Genomic DNA, 15,682 nt, shown 5'->3' with positions numbered 1-15,682 from the left:
AGCGATCTTAGAGAACAGGAGCGGCGCCAAGCTGCTGCCGGCGTCGATGAATATGCGCGGTGAATACGGCCACCATCACGCTGTAGAACACGACCGTCTGCGCGATGATCAGCATCACCTCGGTCAGTCCGAACAGTACGAAGCCGACGCATAACGTGAGGCCCATCGCCCCCGTGGTACGGAGAACACGATCGTCGCACAAGGCGGCTCGCAGAAAGTACACGGCAGGCACCAGATACAGCGCCAGCAACGCGCCTATGCCCAGCACGCCAAGCGTGGCGCCATTGTATAGAAACTCGTTGTGGGCATGCTCGAAGGCAGTCGCTTCCTGTGTGATCAGGCCTTCCGCGTGAATCGCCTTGAGAGCGGGCTCAAATTGGCCTCTTCCCACCCCGGCTAGTGGATGGCGCGTCAACATCAGCGTCGCCGCCTTCCAAAGTTGGAAGCGGATGCCGACCGAGGTGTTGGTTTGCCCCGCCTGATAGGCATGGATGTCCTCCATCGCCTGACCAAAGCGGGTGCGCACCATACTCGACGACACGCATACGGTCACCAACAGCGCGAAGAACACCAGCAAGGCAGTCGCTCGCTTCTTCCAGCTCACATGCCGTAGCGTCGCCACGGCGATCAGCAGCAGTATGGGGATTGCAATCCAGCCACCCCGCGACTGCGACAGATACGACGCATAGAGCCCAGCGCCACCTGCAAACACGCGCAAAAGGATAAGCGGCCAGCCGTCACGATTGGACCAACCAATGGAAATCAGCGAGAACAAGCCCATCAACAGCGATAGATTGCCGAAGGGGATTGCATTGGCAAATGCGCCAATCTTGTCTGGCCGTCCGATACGCAGTTCGAGATAAGCCCACACTACCGAGGCCAGCGCGCCCGCAACACAACCCCATTGCACACTCTCCAACTGTTTAGGACGCAATTGCAACAGAGCAAACAGCGCCAAGCCGAACAACCAGAGCCTCCCATAGGCAAAAGGCACATTGCGCGGCGCGGCAGGATTCAATAGCGCACTGATCAGCATGGCAGTCGGCATGGCGGCCATTGCCAGAATCAGCCAGCGATATTCGCGCCACATCGCTCGCAGTCGGTTCATGGCCTCTGCAGGCGCTGCCAGCATCGACCAGATCGCAGCAATAAGTAGCAGCAAGAACGACAGGAACGCTGCGCCGCGCACCGACAGCATGAAGGCCGGGAGGATGGCAATTCCAAACACGGCCAGGGCCGCCGGCGCACTGGATATCAGCGTCCGGCCACGTTGCATCAAGCCGCTCATCGCAATGTCCCCGCGCCGGGTGCGAGCGCCAGCAGTGCATCGATGTGCGCAGCGATGCTCGGGTCATAGCGCAGGTGTTCACGCGGATTCGCGAGGCGCGCCTGGCCGGCCTGCGCGCGGGCAACAGCCGCCTCGATCGTGCGCGCCAGCGTAGCTGGATCGCTCAGATCAAAGGTGGGCGCACCTTCTTCCGAGATCACCTCGGTGCAGGCGATATTGGCTGCCAGTACGGCAGGCGTGCCGCACAGCACAGACTCCACCCCGATCAGCCCGAACGGCTCGTAGTGCGAAGCGAGAATCGTGTAGTCCGCCGCGCGGTAGACATTCTCGATGTCCTTGCGGTATCCCAGGTAGCGGATGTTGGGCGAGGACGACGACACCGGCCGTCCGATCACCGCCAGCTGCACAGGCAAATCCGTCTTCGAGAAAAACGCCTCCAGCAGCGGATAGCCCTTGCGCTTGTGGCTCGACGATGGGAACACAAACGTGACGCGATCCTTCGCAAAGCCCAGCTCATCGCGCAGGCGCTGACGCTCGGCCTCGCCCACCGGCGAGAACTTCGTCTCGCTCACCGGCGGGTACACCGTCTTCACCTTGGCCGCCGGAATGTCGTAATAGTCCAGCACTTCCTGCGCCATCAACCGCGAGTGCGCAACGACAACGTGCGAGCGCACATAGTCTCGGCGCTCCAGCGCGATCTGCTGGCGGTCCCAGAAGGCAGCCTCTTTGGAAAAGCTCTTGAGATAGCCAACGTGCGTACCGCCACAAATGGCGATATCCGATGCCCCCGTGCGGTTGCAGCCGATCATCAAATCGATGTGCTCACGCTTGGCCAGATAGCGCACCAGCCAGCCGAACGCGTGGTCATTCAATTTGCCGGGCAGCTTGCGCGTGGGCAATGCAACTGCCTTGACCTGGCGGTATTCGGGAAGCGCCTTGTCCACCATCTTGGCGAAGAACACAGGACGGATGGCGCGCTCATGCAGACCGCGCACCAGGTCCATCGCGTAGCGCTCGCTGCCGCCGCTGTAGCCCAGCGCGTTGCACGAGATTCCGACGTTCATGGATGCTCTAGTAATAATCGTATTGAGACTGCAGTCGTGCCGAGCGCCCGCCCGGCAATGGCGCCCCCCGCGCCATCTTCGAACTACTCGTACACCGTTGCCACGTTCTCGGCGTCCAGCGCCTGACGCAGCGCGGCGATTGCCGCTTCGCTCGGGACAATGCGCCAGGCGTCGCCGAGCACGGCTTCGCAGCGGGCCTGCTCGCAGACGTAGCTGATACGCACCGAGACGCCATTGCCATCCGCCGCCACATGCGGAGAGAGCAGGTCGCGCAGCCTGGCCGCCGTTGAATCGCCATTCATCGACAGACGGATCGCCCGCGCAAACTTGGCGCGCGCCTGCGTCATGTCCATGACCGACTCGGCTGTCACGCGCACGCCGCCAGTGAACATGTCGTGCCGGGCACTGCCCTGCACAATCAGCACTTCGTCTTCCTTGAACAGCGCGCGGTTGGCTTCAAACACTTCGTTGAAGACCGTCACTTCGGTGGCTTCGCTGGCAGAGCCGTCGTCGAGCATGACGATCAGCATCTTGCCGCGCTGCGTCATCTGGGTGCGCTGGCCGACGATCACGCCCGCCACCGTCTTGTTACGCGCGTCGCGATTGCCGTAGCCGCCGCCATTGCCCTTGTCGGTCACTTCGCGAGCCAGGTCGGCCAGCGTCGTACGCGCAAAGCGGCGCACCTCGTCACGGCATTCATCGAACAGGTGGCCAGAAAGGTAGAAACCCAGCGCCTGCTTTTCTTCCTGCAGCTTGCGCTTGGTCGACCATGCCGGCTCGTCGACGAGTTCGGGGCGATGCTGCTCGGCATCGTCGCCGCTCATCAGATCGAACAGCGACACCTGGTTGGCAGCCGCTGCCTTCTGCTCGGCGGCTTCCATGGCCAAGCCGATCGAGGCAAGCAGCTGAGCACGGTTGTCGTTGAGGCTGTCGAAGGCGCCAGCCCGCACCAGCGCTTCGATTGTGCGGCGATTGACCTGGCGGCGGTCAACACGCTCGCAGAAGTCGAACAAGTCCTTGAAGGGGCCATCCTCGCGTGCCCGCAGGATGTCTTCGATCGCACCCTGACCGCTGCCCTTCACGCCACCCAGGCCGTAGCGGATGGTCTTGGCGTCGGTTGGCGCAAAGCGATACTGGCTCGCGTTGATATCCGGCGGCAGCACGGTCAGGCCGTTCTTGCCTCGGGCATCGTCGTAGAGGATCTTCACCTTGTCGGTGTCGTCCATGGCGAGCGACATGTTGGCTGCCATGAATTCGGCCGGGTGATGCGCCTTGAGCCAAGCCGTGTAGTACGCCAGCAGCGCATAGGCAGCCGCGTGCGACTTGTTGAAGCCGTAGCCCGCGAACTTCTCCATCAGGTCGAAGATTTCGTCGGCCTTTTCGGTGGAGAGCCCGTCCTTGGCCGCGCCCGCACGGAACAACGCGCGGTGCTCGGCCATTTCTTCGGCTTTCTTCTTACCCATCGCGCGGCGCAGCAAGTCAGCGCCGCCGAGCGAGTACCCGCCCACGATCTGCGCCATCTGCATCACCTGCTCCTGGTAGACCATGATGCCGTAGGTCTCCTTGAGCACCGGCTCGACGCGCGGATCGGGGTACTCCACCTTCTCGCGGCCGTGCTTACGGGCGCAGAAGCTAGGGATCAGGTCCATCGGGCCCGGGCGATACAGCGCCACCAGGGCGATGATGTCCTCAAAGCGGTCGGGCTTGGCGTCCTTCAGCATGCCCTGCATGCCGCGGCTTTCCAGCTGGAACACGGCGACCGTGTTGGCCGTCTTGAGGATGTCGAACGCTTTCTTGTCCGTCAGCGGAATATGACTGCAGTTCCAGTCCGCCTTGGACGGATCGAGCATACGGATGTAGCGCTCGGCCCAGTCGAGGATTGTGAGCGTGGTCAGGCCCAAGAAGTCGAACTTGACCAGGCCGACGGCTTCCACGTCGTCCTTGTCGTACTGACTGACGACGCCGGCATCTTCGCCGCCCTGCGTGTAAAGCGGGCAGAAGTCGGTCAGCTTTCCTGGGGCGATCAGCACACCGCCCGCGTGCATGCCGACGTTACGCGTCATGCCTTCTACGCGTTGGGCGAGTTCCAGGAGCTGCTTGACCTCTTCTTCGTTGGCTTCGCGCTCGGCCAGCAGCGGCTCTTCCTTCTTGGCTTCTTCCAGTGTGACGAGCTTGCCCGGCTTGAACGGGATCAGCTTGGCCACGCCATCAACGAAGTTGTAGCCGAGGTCCAGCACACGGCCCACGTCACGCACAGCGGCCTTGGCAGCCATGGTGCCGAAGGTGGCAATCTGCGAGACGGCGTCCTTGCCGTACTTCTCTTTCACGTACTGGATGACGCGGTCGCGGCCGTGCTGGCAGAAGTCGATGTCGAAGTCGGGCATCGACACCCGCTCCGGGTTCAGGAAACGCTCGAACAGCAGGTTGTATTTGAGCGGATCCAGATCGGTAATGCCCAGCGCGTATGCCACCAGCGATCCGGCACCGGAACCCCGGCCCGGCCCCACCGGCACGCCATTGTTCTTGGCCCAGTTGATGAAGTCCGCAACGATCAGGAAGTAGCCCGGGAAGCCCATCTTGATGATGGTGCCGGTCTCGAATTCCAGGCGGGCGTAATACTCGGCGCGTTTGGATTCGCGCACGGCCTCGTCGGGGAACAGCACTTCCATGCGCTTTTCCAGCCCTTCCTTGGCAAGCTGGACGAGATAGTCATCCAGCGACATGCCATCGGGCGTCGGGAACAGCGGCAGCTTGGGCTTGCCCAGTTCCAGCTTGAGGTTGCAGCGCTGCGCAATCTGCACCGCGTTGGCCAGCGCGGACGGGATGTCGGCAAACAGCGCGCACATCTCGTCCTGCGTCTTGAAATACTGTTCGGTCGTGAAACGGCGGGCGCGACGCGGATTGGCGAGCAGTTCGCCCTCCGCAATGCAGGTGCGCGCTTCGTGGGCCGTGAAATCGTCCGGCGTCATGAACTGCACCGGATGCGTGGCAACCACGGGCAACTGCATGGCCGATGCGAGCTTCACGGCTTGCTGGATGTAGGCCTCGGTACCAGTCTGCCCGGCGCGTTGCAGTTCGATGTAGAAGGCGCCCGGAAACACGCGCGACCAGTTCGTCGCCAGCTTGCGCGCCAGCGCCTCGTTTCCGTTGGCCAGCGCCATGCCGATATCGCCGCCCATGGCGCCTGAAAGCGCCAGCAGGCCCGTGGCCAATGGGGCATTCTCCACGCCCGGCTCGTCGAACCATTCGGGGGCGATTTCCGCGCGGCCGCGATGTTGGTTGGAGAGCCAAGCACGGGCCAGCAACTGGCACAGGTTCAGGTAACCCTGCTTGTCACGGACCAACAACAGAAGACGTGCCGGCTTGTCGCGCTCGTCGTGATTGGTGATCCACACGTCGGCGCCGACGATCGGCTTGACGCCCTTGCCGCGCGCCTCCTTGTAGAAGCGCACCAGCCCGAAGGCGTTGGCGAGATCGGTCAGCGCCAAGGCGCCCATGCCGTCTTTGGCTGCGGCCTTGACGGCATCGTCCAGACGGACGTTGCCATCGACGACGGAATATTCGGAGTGGAGACGGAGGTGGACGAAGCGCGGCGAATTCATCCGCGTATTGTACCGGGTGACACCTGCCGTAAAGCATTCCGAGCGCGTCCGGTTGACCATCGACAACTCCGCGCGGCTGCTCGGGCGGCTATAATTTCGGCTTACGAATCAACGGGTTACCCAAGGCGCCAAAAACGGCGCGGCAGCACATGCAGATCGTCAATATTTCCGCTTACAAATTCGTCACCCTCGATGACCGCGAGACCCTGCGCCCCGCCCTGCTGGCCGAGTGCCAGGCGCGCGAGCTGAAGGGCACCGTGCTGCTGGCACCAGAGGGCATCAACATCTTCCTGGCCGGCTCGCGTGAAGCCATTGATGGCATCGTCGGGTGGCTGCGTGCCGACCCCCGTTTTGCTGACCTGGCACCGAAGGAAAGCCTGTCAGACCACCAGCCATTCCGCCGCTTGCTGGTGCGCATGAAGAAAGAAATCATCACCATGCGCCACCCGCTGATCCGCCCGGAAGACGGCCGCGCGCCGTCGGTTGCGCCGCCGGACCTCAAGCGCTGGCTCGATCAGGGCCACGACGACGAGGGCCGCCCCGTGGTGATGCTTGACACGCGCAATGACTATGAAGTTGCCGTCGGCACATTCAAGAACGTCGTCGAATACACCCTCAAGAAATTCACCGAATTTCCACCCGCCATTGCTGCGCACAAGGACGACTTTGCCGGTAAGACGGTCGTGTCGTTCTGTACCGGCGGCATCCGCTGCGAAAAGGCGGCGATCCACATGCAGGAGATCGGCGTCGAGCGCGTCTATCAGCTCGAAGGCGGCATCCTCAAATATTTCGAGGAAGTGGGCGGAGCCCATTACGACGGGGATTGCTTCGTGTTCGACCACCGCACAGCGCTCAACCCCGAACTGCTGCCGGCGGGACCGAAGCAGTGCTTTGCATGCCGCGCTGTGGTAACCCCGGAAGAACAGCAGTCCGCCGACTACATCCCTGGCCAGCGCTGCCCACATTGCGCCGACAGCCAAACGCGCGCCGCCGCATGAAGCGCCTTGCGGCCGCCGTCCTCGTCGGCACGCTATGCCTTGTCGCATTGGCGGCTTGCTCGACGAGCTGCGAGGGTGGCTCGAACCGCGGCGTCTTCTGCGGAGCAGGCATGCGCTTCTGAGCCTTAACAGCGCACCAACAAAAAAACGCCGGACATGCCGGCGTTTTTCTTTGACCGACTCGCTTTACTGACGGCCGCGCACGAACTGATTGGTGATGTCAACAATGCGCTCGCCGAACAGCTTGGCGGTTTCCAGGTCGCCCGGCAACGGGCCCTCTTCAGGGCTCGCATCAGACGGCGATTGCGCCAGCGCGCCGCCAAAGCCCGCCAGGTAATTCACGTCGTTGCGCGTAGCAGCCTTGCTGTTGGCCGGCATCATGCCCGTGCCGACCCAGATCATTCCGTGCTGCTGCGACAGCGTCCACAGGTACTGGATCGACGCGTACTTGTCTCCATTCATCGATGCGGAATTCGTGAACCCCGCGGCGATCTTGTCCTTCCACGCGCCGGTGAACCATGCTTTGGACGATGCATCGGCAAATTTCTTGAAGTCGCCCGAAACGCCGCCCATGTAGGTCGGCGCGCCAAAGACGATTGTGTCGACGCCGGCCAGCAGCGCCCACGTGTCATCGTTGACGTCTGTGACCGAAATCAGGTGTGCTTCGGCGCCGGCGCCTTGCACGCCTGCAAACACGGCCTCAGCCTGCTTCTTGGTGTGGCCATAACCGCTGTGATAAACGACTGCAACTCGTGCCATGGGAATCCTCTTGGGGTTGGGGTACCGCGGGGAACAACGGAAAAGAAAAATGGCGCACACAGCGTGCGCCACGAACATTACGGCAGATCGAACACCAGCACTTCGCTGTCTTCGCCGCCAGAGAGCGTCACCGCCTCTTCTTGCGTCAGCTTGGCTGCGTCGCCGCCGACCAGCGTGCGACCGTTGATGCTCACCTTGCCGCGAACCACGTGCACATAAGCACGGCGGCCTGCGGCGATAGGCAAGGACGCAGTTTCTGCGCCATCAAACTTGCCGGCATAGAGCGCCATGTCCTGGTGCACCTTCACCGAACCGTCGCGACCATCGGTGCTGGCGATCAGGGCGAGCTTTCCGCGCTTGGCAGCCTCGTCGAAATGACGCTCCTCATAGCCCGGCGTGAGATTCAACTGCGCGGGGAGCACCCAGATCTGCAGGAAATGCGTGGTCTGGTCCTGCGCGTGGTTGAACTCGGAGTGACGCACACCTGTCCCAGCCGTCATGCGCTGCACGTCGCCCGGGCGCAGCACGCTGCCGTTGCCCATGCTGTCCTTGTGCGCCAGTTCGCCATCCAGCACGTAGCTGATGATTTCCATGTCGCGGTGGCCATGGGTGCCAAAACCCATACCAGCGGCGACGCGGTCTTCATTGATGACACGCAACGGCCCGAACTGAACGTGTTCCGGGTCCATGTAATCGGCAAACGAAAAGCTGTGATACGACTTGAGCCAGCCGTGGTCTGCGTAGCCGCGATCTTGAGAAGGGCGGATTTCAATCATTTTGATGAATCTCCTATCCAAATTACTGCGTCGATGTGTGAATGGTACGCAGATTGGCTATAGTTTCGGGGTACAGCTTTGACTCAATACATCAAAAATTCTGAATATGGCGCTATCGCTGGAATCTCTCGAAGTGCTGGACGCGATTGAACGCAAGGGCAGCTTTGCCGCCGCGGCGCACGAACTCGGCAAAGTGCCGTCGGCGCTCACATACGTGGTGCGCAAGCTGGAAGACGATCTCGATGTCCTGCTGTTTGACCGCCGCCGCCATCGAGCGGAACTCACGCCCGCCGGCCGCGCATTGCTTGACGAAGGCCGTCACCTGCTGCAGGCCGCCGACGAACTCGCGCGCCGCGTCAAGCGCCTCGCCACCGGGTGGGAAGCCACGCTGACCATCGTAGTTGACGATCTCGTGCACTTTCGCGCACTCATGCCCGTCATCCAGGATTTCTACGCCGAAAACTCCGCCACGCGACTACGCTTTTGCCGCGAAGTACTGGCCGGCACGTGGGATGCACTGCTCTCCGGCCGCGCGGATCTCCTGATCGGGCCCGCGCAGGTGATGCAGGTGCAGGGCATTCAGACGCGCACGGTGGGCAGCATTCCCTTTGTATTTGCGGTGGCGGCACATCATCCGTTGGCGCAAATGGAGGAGCCATTGCCTGCAACCGCCATCACGCGACATCGCATCGTTGCTGTGGGAGATACGTCCCGCAATCTGCCCGCACGCACCATCGGCGTGATGGCCGGGCAGGACACGCTGGTGGTGCCGTCCATGGCTGACAAGGTGCAGGCGCAGATTCGAGGCTTGGGCTGCGGCTGGTTGCCCGTGCCACTGGCGCAGCCGTATCTGGATTCCGGCGTGCTGATCGCCAAGGAAACCACCGAAGACAAGCGCGCCGGCACGTTTCAGGTTGCCTGGCGCAACAACATGCGCGGCAAGGCGTTGCAATGGTGGGTCGACAAGTTGGAAGACCCGCGTCTGGGGCAGGCGCTGATGATGCAGTAGGCGTCCTGGGGCAGATAAATCGCGCACAATAGCGCCATCGACCTCTGCGCCTGGAGCGTTGCGTTGTCCCAAGCCAATCTCGATTTTCCGGAATCCACTACGTCATCGCGCGGCCAATACCGCGGCCGCTTTGCGCCCTCGCCAACGGGGCCGCTGCATATCGGCTCGCTGGTCACTGCGCTGGCGAGCTGGCTGGATGCGCGCGTGCACGGCGGCACATGGCTCGTGCGCATTGAAGACATCGATTTCCAGCGCAACGTGCCCGGCGCCGACCGCGATATCCTCGCCACACTTGATGTGCTCGGACTCATTCCCGACGAGGCGCCGCAGTGGCAAAGCACGCACCTGTCACTCTTTGAACAGGCGCTGGAGCAACTGCAGGCGAACGGCAGCCTCTACCCGTGCGGCTGCACGCGCCGCGAGATTGCGGACTCCGTCACCAGCATCGACGCAAATGGGCATGTGCGTCACCAGACCCTGATCTATCCCGGCACGTGCCGCAACGGGCTGCACGGCCGCCCCCCGCGCGCTTGGCGCGTGCGTGTGCCGGATGCCGATGCCGCCACCATCTGCTTCAGCGATCGCTGGCAAGGCACACAATGCCAGAACCTGGCTGAAGCCGTAGGCGACTTCGTGCTCAAGCGCGCGGACGGCATGTGGGCGTACCAGATTGCGGTGGTGGTAGACGATGCCACGCAAGGCATCACGGACATCGTGCGGGGCGCCGACCTGCTCGACTCGACGCCGCGCCAGATCTATCTGCAGCAGTTGCTCGGGCTGCCCGCGTTGCGCTACCTGCACGTGCCCGTGGTGGTGAACCCCGAGGGCGAGAAACTGAGCAAGCAGACAGGCGCGCGCGCCATCAACCGCAGTCAACCGCTGGCCGCGCTAACGGAAGCGGCACGGCACCTCGGGTTGGACATTCGTGCGGGCGATGTAGATGGGTTCTACCGAGACGCAGTCCCGGCCTGGGCCAATCGTCTTGCACGATTGACCACGGCGGCATAGTGGCCGCCGTTTTCAACAGACTGACTTAACGCTTGCGCGGCACGCCGCCGAGCAGCGCCGCAATCGGGCGCTTGGCGGTACGCGGATGCCCGGTCGCTTGCGCTGGCTTGGCAGCTTCCGCCGATTCCGCTGGCAGAGAGGATTCGTACGGGCGATTGAAGAACGGGTCGTCCGATGGGCGGAAAGGCGGGCGCACGATCGTGTGATCCAACACGCGGGCGCCGTTGCGGTCGTCCCGCTCACGGGCGCGGCGGACTTCACCGCGGGCACGCTTTTCGTCGCGCTCACGGCGCTCACGGTCACGCGCCTGTTCGCCAGTCGGATCGAAATCAGCCAATTGCTCGCGCGGCAGGTTTCGCTTGATCAGCTTTTCGATGTCGGCCAGGAAACGCTCATCACCCGGAGCGAACAGCGACAATGCGTCACCGGAAGCACCGGCACGGCCCGTGCGGCCGATGCGGTGCACGTAATCTTCCGCGTTGAACGGCAGGTCGAAGTTGATCACGCATGGCATCTGCGAGATATCGAGACCGCGCGCCGCCACGTCGGTGGCGACCAGCACATCGACGGTACCTTGCTTGAACGCTTCGAGCGTTTGCATGCGCTCGGTCTGCGTCTTGTCGCCGTGGATGGCGTTGGCGTTGATGCCTTCGCGTTCCAGCGCGCGCGCCAGGCGCGAGCAGCCGATCTTGCTGTTCGAGAAAACAATGCACTGACGCGGCAAGCCTTGCTCTGCGCGCTGCCGCAGCAGGTGCACGAGCGCCGCTTGCTTGTGGTTGTCCGGCACGGTGTAGATGACCTGGCGGACGTTTTCTGCCGTGGCGTTGCTGCGCGCCACTTCAATCGTCTGCGGATGACGCAGGTAGCTCGCGGCCAGCTTCTTGATCTCGGGCGAGAAGGTCGCCGAAAACAGCAGCGTCTGGCGGTGCGCCGGCAGCAGGTTGATGATGCGCTGCAGGTCGGGCAGGAAGCCCATGTCGAGCATGCGGTCGGCTTCGTCCAGCACCAGCATGCGCACCTGCGACAGATTCACGCTGCGCTGCTGCACGTGATCGAGCAGACGGCCCGGCGTGGCAACGAGGATTTCCACGCCGCGGCGCAGTTGCTCCGTCTGCGGGTTCATGTCGACACCGCCGAACACGACGGCGCTGCGCAGCGCCGTGTATTTCGCGTACTTGGCAACGTTGTCGTACACCTGGTCCGCAAGCTCGCGCGTGGGCGTGAGGATCAGCGCTCGCACCGGGTGGCGCGCCGGCGACGCGCTCGTGTTGGCGTCGGGCAGCAGGTTATGGATGATCGGCAGCGAGAAACCGGCGGTCTTGCCGGTGCCGGTTTGTGCGGCGCCCATGACGTCGCGGCCGGCGGTCACCACCGGAATGGCGGCAGCCTGAATGGGTGTGGGCTTGGTGTAACCGCTTTCGGTCAGCGCGCGGAGGACGTCCGGATGCAGGCCGAAGCTGTCGAATGTCACCGATTCATTGGCCGGCGCTTCTGACGCTTCAGACATCGTTGCAGTATTCATAGGGGGAGATGCGGCATGCCGGTTGGCATGGCGGCGCGCCAGACCCAAGCGGAAAACCCGCATGCGGCTCGCGCAAAGCGTTAAAAATCAAAAGTTTATCACGTGAGACTCAGCCTAGGACGGATGTTCGGGCCGCCCCGCTCAATGCCGGCACTACAACGGCCTTGACACGGATCAAGTGGGACGGGCACGCGCTGCGCCACCATCCAGGCATTCCAACCTGCGCCCTGCCCTCTCACATGGTCACCACGCTCTATGAAACGCCCGAGCATGTCTGCCTGATGTTTTCCGACCTGGTCGACGATCACGACGACCTGCCGGTGCAGACCAACCAGTTCCTCATCGTTGACCACGGCCACGGCGCGCTGATTGATCCGGGCGGTCAGATGACCTACAACGCGCTGTTTTTGGCGATGAACCGGTATTTTCCGCCCAAGCAGCTCGACTACGTGCTGGCCTCGCATGCAGACCCAGATATCGTCGCCTCGGCGGGCAGGTGGCTGACGAGCTCGAGCTGCGACATCTTGATCTCGCGCGTGTGGGAGCGCTTTCTGCCGCATTTCTGCAGCGTCGGCAAAACCGAAGGCCGCATCGTGCCGATTCCGGATACGGGCATGGCGATTCCGCTGGGGCAATCGCATCTGCTGGCGGTGCCGGCGCATTTCCTGCATTCGGAAGGCAATTTCCAGTTCTACGATCCGGTGTCGCGCATCCTGTTCTCGGGCGATCTGGGAGCGTCGATGGTGCATGCCAATGTGGCCGCCAAGCCCGTGGAAGATTTTGATGCGCACCTGCCGCTCATGGCGCCCTTCCACCGTCGCTACATGAGCGGCAACCGGGTATGCCGGCTGTGGGCGCAGATGGTGCGGGGGCTCGATATTGAATGGATCGTGCCGCAGCATGGCCAAGCCTTCCATGGCAAAGCCATGGTCAACCGGTTCATCGATTGGGTGGAAACGCTCGACTGCGGCATCGACCTGATGACGCCCGAGGTTTTCCGCCTTCCTGCGTTGCCGAAGGCGCCGGCCGGCGCGACGCTCAAGACGCGCGTGTAGCGCCCGATGCCGGGGCGGCCGGCAGAATGATCTTCATCATGGCGCTCGACAGCTCGTGCGCCAGCACGCCGGCGTCGATGCGCGACGGATCGTGCCACGTATACATAAACCCCATCACGCCGCCCATCGAGTGCGCCGCGACGCGCGCATCGCCAAAGTCGAACACGCCGGCGCGTTTGCCCTCGTCGAGCAGCGCATAGAGATCACGGTAATACGCCCGCGACATGCCATGCAGCCATTCCACCGTTTCGGGGCGCAGGTATTGCCGATCGCGATACGTCAGCGCCGCGGCGTAATGGCAGTCGATGCAACGACGCGCCATTTCCAGCAGACACGCCTGCAGACGCTCCCGCACGGGTAGGGCCAGGTCGGCGGTCTCACGGATGGCCGACAGACACACCTGTGCGGCCTCGCGACACAGAATGTCGAAGATCTCGTACTTGTCGGTGAAGTAGTAGTACACCGCCGGTTTGGTCACGCCGAGCGCGTTGCACAGGTCGCTCATCGTCATGCCGGCATAGCCCTTGGTGAAGAAGAGCTGCGCGGCTGTGTCGAGAATCTGCCGGCGGCGGGCCTCCTGCCGCTCGGCGATGTGCGGGCGCGTGGCCGGCGGTGTGACGCCGGGAGCTTCGGGCGCCTCGGTTTCAGCAGGCGGTTGCACGTCGGGAACGGCAGGTTTGCGGACGGTGGACATGGCGCATATTTTCGCATGTCGCCCGCGTATGCGCCGTCGCATACGCGCATCTTGGCGACATCACTGTCTCAAATGCTTGACGCATCAAAGAACGCTTTCTATATTCATACCCATTGGTATAAAAAATTACTTTCCAGTATAGATAGTGCGGCGCCGCAGTGCGTACGCACTGCACAACCCAACGGAGACAAGCTTTGGCGATGGACGAGTCCGAGTATCTCGGCCGCGTTCGCGCGCTCTGGGCGCGCGCATGGCCGGTCGATACCCCCCGCGAGCCGCATTACCCGATCGGGCGCGTTGCCCTCACCGACTATCTGCGGCACTGGGCGCGCACCACGCCAGACAAACCGGCCATCCACTTTTACGGGCACGACACGACGTTCGCCCAGCTCGACGATCTCTCCGACCGCTTCGCCGCGCTGCTCGCGCAACACGGCATTGGCGCGGGCGACCGCGTTGCGGTGTTCCTTTCGAACTGCCCGCAATTCAATGCGGTGTTTTTCGGCATTCTCAAGCTGGGCGCAGTGTATGTGCCGATCAGCCCGCTATCACAGCGGGCAGAATTGATGCATGCGCTGAGCGACGCGACACCGCGCGCCATCGTCACGCTTGATCGCCTCATGCCGCTGGTGCGCGACGTGCGGCCCGAAACATCGATCGAGCACATCTTCGTCACCCGTTACGCAGACGTGCTGCCCGCACAGCCGACGCTGCCGCTCCCGGCAATGCTGACCGAGCCGCCGCTGGCCTGCGACGATGCAATCGACTTGTTGCCCGCATTGGCACAGACCACGCCGATCCCCCTGCCGCCCGGCTCGCTTGATGCGGTTGCCGCGCTCAACTACACCGGCGGCACGACGGGGCTGCCCAAGGGCTCCATCCACACGCAGGGCGACATGGTGGATATGGCTGCCGCGTTCTCAGCCGTGTCGCTGCGCGCGGATGCCGACACCGTCATGCTCAGCTTCTATCCGCAATTCTGGATTGCCGGTGAGAACACCGGCCTGATCTTCCCTGCCTTCCTTGGCGTGCCGCTGGTGTTGCTCGCTCGATGGGATGCGGAGGCATTCATGGCTGGCGTGCAGCGCTACCGCGTGACCAACGGCTCGATGCTTGTCGACAGCGCGGCCGAGGTGATGGCACATCCGCGTGTGCATGCCTACAACTTACGCTCGCTGCGGCATACGGGCGTGTCGTCGTTCGTGAAAAAGCTCAACCCCGAATACCGCCGAGCGTGGCGTGAACTGACCGGCTCGATGATGGCCGAGAGCGCCTGGGGCATGACGGAAACGCAGACCTGCAACAGCTTCACGGTCGGCATGCAGGACGACGATTTCGACCTGCGATCGCAACCGATTTTCGTCGGGTTGCCGGTGCCGGGCACCGACTTCAAGATCTGCGATTTCGACACGCACGAACTGATGCCGATCGGCGCCGAAGGCGAACTCTGCGTGCGCACGCCGACGCTGCTCAAAGGCTACTGGAACAAGCCGGACGCCACCGCGCAAACCCTGCGCAACGGCTGGTTCCACACCGGCGACATCGGCTGCATCGACGAACACGGCTACGTCCACTACCTCGGCCGCCGCAAGGAGATGCTCAAGGTCAATGGCATGAGCGTATTCCCGGCCGAGATCGAAGCCATGCTCGGCAAGCATCCAGCCATCCTCGGTTCTGCCGTGGTAGGCCGCACCGATGAACAACGCGGCCAGCTTCCCGTTGCCTTCGTGATGCTGCGGCCCGAGGCCGTCGGCACATTGGATGACGCCGCGCTCACCAACTGGTGCCGCGAGAACATGGCCGTCTACAAGGTGCCCGTCGTACGCATCGTCGACGCATTGCCGCTCACGGCCACTGGCAAGGTGCGCAAGCAGGACCTCGCACCACTCGCTGAACAGCTCTAACCC

12 protein-coding genes are annotated in these 15,682 nt (G+C 63.0%); 5 read left to right on the top strand and 7 right to left on the bottom strand.

The window, feature by feature from the left end:
- Positions 1-7: 7 nt before the first annotated feature.
- From ACEN9T_RS13910 to dnaE, 3 genes are all read right to left on the bottom strand, one after another.
- Positions 8-1,288 carry an O-antigen ligase family protein gene (locus tag ACEN9T_RS13910; RefSeq protein ID WP_413708007.1) on the bottom strand — a complete coding sequence of 427 codons (1,281 nt, stop codon included), beginning with the start codon at positions 1,286-1,288 and terminating at the stop codon, positions 8-10.
- Positions 1,285-2,352, bottom strand: coding sequence for a glycosyltransferase family 4 protein (locus ACEN9T_RS13905; RefSeq protein ID WP_413708006.1), 1,068 nt, complete (start codon positions 2,350-2,352; stop codon positions 1,285-1,287). Before ACEN9T_RS13905 ends, ACEN9T_RS13910 begins: the two co-directional genes overlap by 4 nt.
- Before the next feature lie 83 nt (positions 2,353-2,435).
- Positions 2,436-5,954 (bottom strand): DNA polymerase III subunit alpha, encoded by a 3,519-nt coding sequence (dnaE, locus tag ACEN9T_RS13900; protein ID WP_413708005.1) that lies wholly within the window; start codon positions 5,952-5,954, stop codon positions 2,436-2,438.
- Between the two features lie 149 nt (positions 5,955-6,103).
- Between dnaE and ACEN9T_RS13895 the strand changes: the two genes are divergently transcribed.
- The gene (locus ACEN9T_RS13895; RefSeq protein WP_413708004.1) at positions 6,104-6,952 is read left to right on the top strand and encodes a sulfurtransferase; all 849 of its coding nucleotides are present in this window, start codon (positions 6,104-6,106) and stop codon (positions 6,950-6,952) included.
- 186 nt (positions 6,953-7,138) lie between these two features.
- Here ACEN9T_RS13895 and ACEN9T_RS13890 read toward each other — a convergent pair whose 3' ends face one another.
- A complete protein-coding gene (locus ACEN9T_RS13890) occupies positions 7,139-7,711 on the bottom strand; it encodes a flavodoxin family protein (RefSeq protein ID WP_413708003.1) in 573 nt (190 codons plus the stop codon).
- A gap of 77 nt (positions 7,712-7,788) precedes the next feature.
- Positions 7,789-8,487 (bottom strand): pirin family protein, encoded by a 699-nt coding sequence (locus ACEN9T_RS13885; RefSeq protein ID WP_092969304.1) that lies wholly within the window; start codon positions 8,485-8,487, stop codon positions 7,789-7,791.
- A 106-nt stretch (positions 8,488-8,593) separates the two neighbouring features.
- Between ACEN9T_RS13885 and ACEN9T_RS13880 the strand changes: the two genes are divergently transcribed.
- Together ACEN9T_RS13880 and gluQRS are read left to right on the top strand one after the other, a co-directional pair.
- Positions 8,594-9,496, top strand: a complete 903-nt coding sequence (locus tag ACEN9T_RS13880) for a LysR substrate-binding domain-containing protein (protein ID WP_092969301.1) — start codon at positions 8,594-8,596, stop codon at positions 9,494-9,496.
- Between the two features lie 63 nt (positions 9,497-9,559).
- Positions 9,560-10,504, top strand: coding sequence for a tRNA glutamyl-Q(34) synthetase GluQRS (gluQRS, locus tag ACEN9T_RS13875; protein ID WP_413708002.1), 945 nt, complete (start codon positions 9,560-9,562; stop codon positions 10,502-10,504).
- A gap of 25 nt (positions 10,505-10,529) precedes the next feature.
- Here the strand turns inward: gluQRS and ACEN9T_RS13870 are convergent, their stop codons facing one another.
- Positions 10,530-12,011, bottom strand: coding sequence for a DEAD/DEAH box helicase (locus ACEN9T_RS13870; RefSeq protein ID WP_392397858.1), 1,482 nt, complete (start codon positions 12,009-12,011; stop codon positions 10,530-10,532).
- 254 nt (positions 12,012-12,265) lie between these two features.
- On the opposite strand from ACEN9T_RS13870, the gene ACEN9T_RS13865 reads away from it, so the two are divergent.
- Positions 12,266-13,081, top strand: a complete 816-nt coding sequence (locus ACEN9T_RS13865) for an MBL fold metallo-hydrolase (protein ID WP_045206072.1) — start codon at positions 12,266-12,268, stop codon at positions 13,079-13,081.
- On the opposite strand, the gene ACEN9T_RS13860 is transcribed toward ACEN9T_RS13865, so the two are convergent.
- Complete coding sequence (locus ACEN9T_RS13860) at positions 13,065-13,775, bottom strand: TetR family transcriptional regulator (RefSeq protein ID WP_413708001.1); 711 nt, start codon at positions 13,773-13,775, stop codon at positions 13,065-13,067. The two genes, ACEN9T_RS13865 and ACEN9T_RS13860, sit on opposite strands and share 17 nt — an antisense overlap.
- A 200-nt stretch (positions 13,776-13,975) precedes the next feature.
- On the opposite strand from ACEN9T_RS13860, the gene ACEN9T_RS13855 reads away from it, so the two are divergent.
- Positions 13,976-15,679 carry an AMP-binding protein gene (locus ACEN9T_RS13855; protein WP_413708000.1) on the top strand — a complete coding sequence of 568 codons (1,704 nt, stop codon included), beginning with the start codon at positions 13,976-13,978 and terminating at the stop codon, positions 15,677-15,679.
- Positions 15,680-15,682 lie beyond the last annotated feature (3 nt).

This window comes from Ralstonia sp. Ralssp110 (genome assembly GCF_047325135.1).
GTDB classification, from domain to species: domain Bacteria; phylum Pseudomonadota; class Gammaproteobacteria; order Burkholderiales; family Burkholderiaceae; genus Ralstonia; species Ralstonia mojiangensis.
The sequence above is the reverse complement of the archived record's forward strand: the minus strand, read 5'-3'. Positions and strand labels throughout refer to the sequence as shown.

What these genes read in the sequence shown, in the direction of transcription:
- ACEN9T_RS13910 (WP_413708007.1), bottom strand. Translation starts at nt 1,288, where the DNA reads ATGAGCGGCTTGATGCAACGTGGCCGGACGCTGATATCCAGTGCGCCG.
- ACEN9T_RS13905 (WP_413708006.1), bottom strand. Translation starts at nt 2,352, where the DNA reads ATGAACGTCGGAATCTCGTGCAACGCGCTGGGCTACAGCGGCGGCAGC.
- dnaE (WP_413708005.1), bottom strand. Translation starts at nt 5,954, where the DNA reads ATGAATTCGCCGCGCTTCGTCCACCTCCGTCTCCACTCCGAATATTCC.
- ACEN9T_RS13895 (WP_413708004.1), top strand. Translation starts at nt 6,104, where the DNA reads ATGCAGATCGTCAATATTTCCGCTTACAAATTCGTCACCCTCGATGAC.
- ACEN9T_RS13890 (WP_413708003.1), bottom strand. Translation starts at nt 7,711, where the DNA reads ATGGCACGAGTTGCAGTCGTTTATCACAGCGGTTATGGCCACACCAAG.
- ACEN9T_RS13885 (WP_092969304.1), bottom strand. Translation starts at nt 8,487, where the DNA reads ATGATTGAAATCCGCCCTTCTCAAGATCGCGGCTACGCAGACCACGGC.
- ACEN9T_RS13880 (WP_092969301.1), top strand. Translation starts at nt 8,594, where the DNA reads ATGGCGCTATCGCTGGAATCTCTCGAAGTGCTGGACGCGATTGAACGC.
- ACEN9T_RS13870 (WP_392397858.1), bottom strand. Translation starts at nt 12,011, where the DNA reads ATGTCTGAAGCGTCAGAAGCGCCGGCCAATGAATCGGTGACATTCGAC.
- ACEN9T_RS13865 (WP_045206072.1), top strand. Translation starts at nt 12,266, where the DNA reads ATGGTCACCACGCTCTATGAAACGCCCGAGCATGTCTGCCTGATGTTT.
- ACEN9T_RS13860 (WP_413708001.1), bottom strand. Translation starts at nt 13,775, where the DNA reads ATGTCCACCGTCCGCAAACCTGCCGTTCCCGACGTGCAACCGCCTGCT.
- ACEN9T_RS13855 (WP_413708000.1), top strand. Translation starts at nt 13,976, where the DNA reads ATGGACGAGTCCGAGTATCTCGGCCGCGTTCGCGCGCTCTGGGCGCGC.